This window comes from Kluyvera sp., assembly GCF_965301105.1.
Map to the genome: position 1 here is coordinate 1 of NZ_CBDKZX010000153.1, position 4,267 is coordinate 4,267.

Here is a 4,267-nt window from a genome sequence, read left to right on the forward strand (position 1 = left end):
TCGTTGACGTCGTAGTAGTTATTGCCCCACCAGGCAATGTTGTATGTGCGTAGCATTTTGCTGGCTTCCTGGGAGCTCATCGCAACCTCCTGCATGGAACGTAGTACACCGCGTTCGCCTGCTGACGAAGGCGAATCCAATGAAATGTCGTCAGACATAGCGAACCTCAATTATTTATAACAAGTGTAAAACAGTTAACTACTATCGCAGCGTGACGTTGCGATAACAACCCATAAACAGCCCGATGAGGCAGCAGAACATGCTGACGCAGCGACTGTGCGACCGGTTTCTTTTTCATATCATTGTAAAACACGCACCTGAACCGGGTATGACGGTTCAGCGAAACCACGAGAAAACCCTTGCCGTAACAAGAGCGCCCTTGTTCAGTGTTCCGTTACCTACCGGCTCGGGAGTCCTGAGAAGCGCCGAAATGGGTATAACATCGGCTGGTATGCAAAGCAGAATGGCGGGTTGCGGGGAACATATTCGCGCCAGAACGGCACGGTAGAATCAGCAGAATACAACGGTTCATTATCTCGTATCACCTCCACGGCCGCCCCAAAAGACGTACCTCAAGCCAAAGCAAATGTCTTAGCCCGGCTGGAAGTGGCAACACGAAAAATGACGTGTGCTTTTTTGTATGAGCCGCGCGCGGCGTTTTATACCGATAACCCACCTAAAATGCAAAATATAAATGTGCAGCTTGCCGCCGGTGTCAGGAAAAATTTCCAATCTCAGTTGCAACAGAATGCGAGCTATCTCAAAAAAAACTGGCATTGAGGTGAAGATGTGACCTAAAATAGCCGTCCAGATGTTAATCCATCTATACCGATTAACACTCAGACTGCCAGTGACGGCAACCCTTAAGTCCGTGGTATAATCTTCCATCGTGATTATTCAATACAACAGTTTGAGCTAACCAAATTCTCATTGGGTGATATTAAATATGGCAAAACACCTTTTTACGTCCGAGTCTGTATCCGAAGGGCATCCTGACAAAATCGCAGACCAAATTTCCGACGCCGTGCTGGACGCTATCCTCGAGCAGGATCCGAAAGCCCGCGTAGCGTGTGAAACTTACGTCAAAACAGGTATGGTGCTGGTCGGCGGTGAAATCACCACCAGCGCATGGGTTGATATCGAAGAGATCACCCGTAACACCGTTCGCGAAATTGGCTATGTGCATTCTGATATGGGCTTTGATGCCAATTCTTGTGCCGTACTGAGCGCGATTGGTAAACAGTCCCCGGACATCAACCAGGGCGTTGACCGTGCCGATCCGCTGGAACAGGGCGCGGGCGACCAGGGCCTGATGTTTGGCTATGCCACCAACGAAACCGACGTGCTGATGCCTGCGCCAATCACCTACGCCCACCGTCTGGTGCAGCGTCAGGCTGAAGTACGTAAAAACGGCACCCTGCCGTGGCTACGTCCGGACGCGAAAAGCCAGGTCACCTTCCAGTACGACGATGGAAAAATTGTCGGTATTGATGCCGTCGTTCTGTCTACTCAGCATTCAGAAAGTATCGATCAAAAATCGCTGCAGGAAGCGGTGATGGAAGAGATCATCAAGCCGGTTCTGCCGACCGAATGGCTGAACGCGTCGACCAAATTCTTTATCAACCCAACCGGTCGCTTTGTTATCGGTGGCCCAATGGGCGACTGTGGCCTGACCGGTCGTAAGATCATCGTGGATACCTACGGCGGCATGGCTCGTCACGGCGGCGGTGCGTTCTCCGGTAAAGATCCATCAAAAGTTGACCGTTCTGCGGCGTATGCTGCGCGTTATGTAGCGAAAAACATCGTTGCCGCAGGCCTGGCTGACCGTTGCGAAATTCAGGTTTCCTACGCTATCGGCGTAGCTGAACCGACCTCCATCATGGTGGAAACTTTCGGGACTGAGAAAGTACCGGCTGAGCAGCTGATTGGTCTGGTTCGCGAGTTCTTCGATCTGCGTCCTTACGGCCTGATCCAGATGCTGGATCTGCTGCACCCGATCTACAAAGAGACGGCAGCTTACGGTCACTTCGGTCGCGAAACTTTCCCATGGGAAAAGACCGACAAAGCAGCTCAGCTGCGCGAAGCGGCTGGCCTGAAATAAGCGCCCCTCCCTTCGATAAAAGCCAGCCTCGCGCTGGCTTTTTTATGCCTGCTATTCAGCCTCTCTACGTATCAATTTACATTTCAAAACACTTTCATGAAAGCGATTACACATTGGTGCATTCCATTCGGCAAGCCTTTCATAGCGTGACTGAAACAGCATTTCACCCTACTGCGTTATGTTTCAGTAAAATCTCATTATCGTTTTTTTATCACCGACTAAAATAAACACATATATATGATTTAATTGTTATTTAACTCATACACAACATGAATGCTAGTGTAACCGATTACACAGTCGTGATTGTTATCACATTTTTTTACTACGTAGTCTCCTACCCTAAGCATCGATAGAATCAATGACTCAATGGAGAGCATCATGCCTAACAATAAAAAACAGGGTCGCTCGAATAAGACAATGACCTTCTTTGTCTGTTTTCTGGCGGCACTGGCCGGACTGCTGTTCGGCCTTGATATCGGCGTTATTGCCGGTGCCCTACCGTTTATTACGACCGATTTCCAACTCAGTGCCCATACGCAGGAATGGGTGGTTAGCTCGATGATGTTCGGTGCCGCCGTCGGTGCCGTCGGCAGCGGCTGGCTCTCCTTCAAGCTGGGCCGTAAGAAAAGCCTGATGATCGGCGCGATCCTGTTTGTCGCCGGTTCCCTGTTCTCCGCCGCGGCGCCGAACGTTGAAGTACTGCTGATTTCCCGCGTACTGCTCGGTCTGGCAGTGGGTGTGGCCTCCTACACCGCTCCGCTGTATCTGTCTGAAATCGCGCCGGAAAAAATCCGCGGCAGCATGATTTCCATGTACCAGCTGATGATTACTATCGGTATTCTCGGCGCGTACCTGTCCGATACCGCCTTCAGCTACAGCGGCGCATGGCGCTGGATGCTGGGTGTCATCATCATCCCTGCGGTGCTGCTGCTGATTGGCGTTATCTTCCTGCCGGACAGCCCACGCTGGTTCGCGGCGAAACGTCGCTTTAACGATGCCGAACGCGTACTGATGCGTCTGCGTGATACCAGCGCCGAAGCCAAACGTGAGCTGGATGAAATCCGCGAAAGCCTGAAGGTGAAGCAGAGCGGCTGGGCGCTGTTTAAAGAGAACAGCAACTTCCGTCGCGCGGTGTTCCTCGGCGTACTGCTGCAGGTGATGCAACAGTTCACCGGTATGAACGTCATCATGTACTACGCGCCGAAAATCTTTGAACTGGCCGGCTACACCAACACCACCGAGCAGATGTGGGGTACCGTTATCGTTGGCCTGACCAACGTGCTGGCGACCTTTATCGCGATTGGCCTGGTTGACCGCTGGGGTCGTAAACCTACCCTTATCCTCGGCTTTATCGTGATGGCCGTGGGCATGGGCGTGCTGGGTTCTATGATGCACATCGGTATCCACTCCGCCGTTGCCCAGTACTTCGCCGTGCTAATGCTGCTGATGTTTATCGTTGGTTTCGCCATGAGCGCCGGTCCGCTGATTTGGGTACTGTGCTCTGAAATCCAGCCGCTGAAAGGCCGCGATTTCGGTATCACCTGCTCTACCGCCACCAACTGGATTGCGAACATGATCGTCGGCGCAACCTTCCTGACCATGCTGAACTCGCTGGGTAGCGCCAACACCTTCTGGGTTTACGGCGGTCTGAACGTACTGTTCATCTTCCTGACCCTGTGGCTGATTCCGGAAACCAAAAACGTCTCTCTGGAACATATTGAACGTAACCTGATGCAAGGCCGTCCACTGCGTGAAATTGGCGCTCGCGACTAACCTTCACCCCGCTTCCTCCCGCCAGGGAGGAAGCTTCTTCTTGCACCTCCCCGCGTCACGTTTTATTCTCAGCCGTTATGAAAACCCCTCGAATTCCTATCGCCATCCAGCAAAACGTCATGCGCAGCCTGCGGGAAAAACTCGCTCAGGCTAACCTGGCGCTGGGGCGTAACTACCCTGAACCGAAGCTGGTCTATCAGCAGCGCGGCACTTCTGCGGGAACCGCCTGGCTACAGCAGTATGAAATTCGGCTCAATCCCGTGTTGTTACAGGAAAACCAGCAGGCATTTATTGATGAAGTGGTGCCACACGAACTGGCGCATCTGCTGGTGTGGAAACACTTTGGCCGCGTCGCGCCGCACGGTAAAGAGTGGAAATGGATGATGGAGAGCG

7 protein-coding genes are annotated in these 4,267 nt (G+C 52.4%); 4 read left to right on the top strand and 3 right to left on the bottom strand.

Going from position 1 to position 4,267, the window contains the following annotated elements:
* The 3 genes from ACW14G_RS22415 to ACW14G_RS22425 all read right to left on the bottom strand — a co-directional run.
* On the bottom strand, positions 1 to 158 hold a 158-nt coding region (locus ACW14G_RS22415), incomplete at its 3' end, for a hypothetical protein (RefSeq protein ID WP_455648827.1).
* 8 nt (positions 159 to 166) lie between these two features.
* Positions 167 to 298, bottom strand: coding sequence for an acid stress response protein YqgB (gene yqgB, locus ACW14G_RS22420; RefSeq protein WP_249023284.1), 132 nt, complete (start codon positions 296 to 298; stop codon positions 167 to 169).
* A gap of 96 nt (positions 299 to 394) precedes the next feature.
* Positions 395 to 532 carry a hypothetical protein gene (locus ACW14G_RS22425; protein ID WP_420811674.1) on the bottom strand — a complete coding sequence of 46 codons (138 nt, stop codon included), beginning with the start codon at positions 530 to 532 and terminating at the stop codon, positions 395 to 397.
* Between ACW14G_RS22425 and ACW14G_RS22430 the strand changes: the two genes are divergently transcribed.
* From ACW14G_RS22430 to ACW14G_RS22445, 4 genes are all read left to right on the top strand, one after another.
* Entirely contained in the window at positions 472 to 780 is a 309-nt protein-coding gene (locus ACW14G_RS22430) for a hypothetical protein (RefSeq protein ID WP_249022756.1), read from the top strand. The two genes, ACW14G_RS22425 and ACW14G_RS22430, sit on opposite strands and share 61 nt — an antisense overlap.
* A 166-nt stretch (positions 781 to 946) precedes the next feature.
* Positions 947 to 2,101 (top strand): methionine adenosyltransferase, encoded by a 1,155-nt coding sequence (gene metK / locus ACW14G_RS22435; protein WP_064542672.1) that lies wholly within the window; start codon positions 947 to 949, stop codon positions 2,099 to 2,101.
* 378 nt (positions 2,102 to 2,479) lie between these two features.
* Positions 2,480 to 3,874 carry a sugar porter family MFS transporter gene (locus ACW14G_RS22440; RefSeq protein ID WP_064542669.1) on the top strand — a complete coding sequence of 465 codons (1,395 nt, stop codon included), beginning with the start codon at positions 2,480 to 2,482 and terminating at the stop codon, positions 3,872 to 3,874.
* Positions 3,875 to 3,951: 77 nt separating this feature from the next.
* Positions 3,952 to 4,267: SprT family zinc-dependent metalloprotease (locus ACW14G_RS22445; protein ID WP_455648826.1), on the top strand; the 316-nt coding region annotated here is incomplete at its 3' end.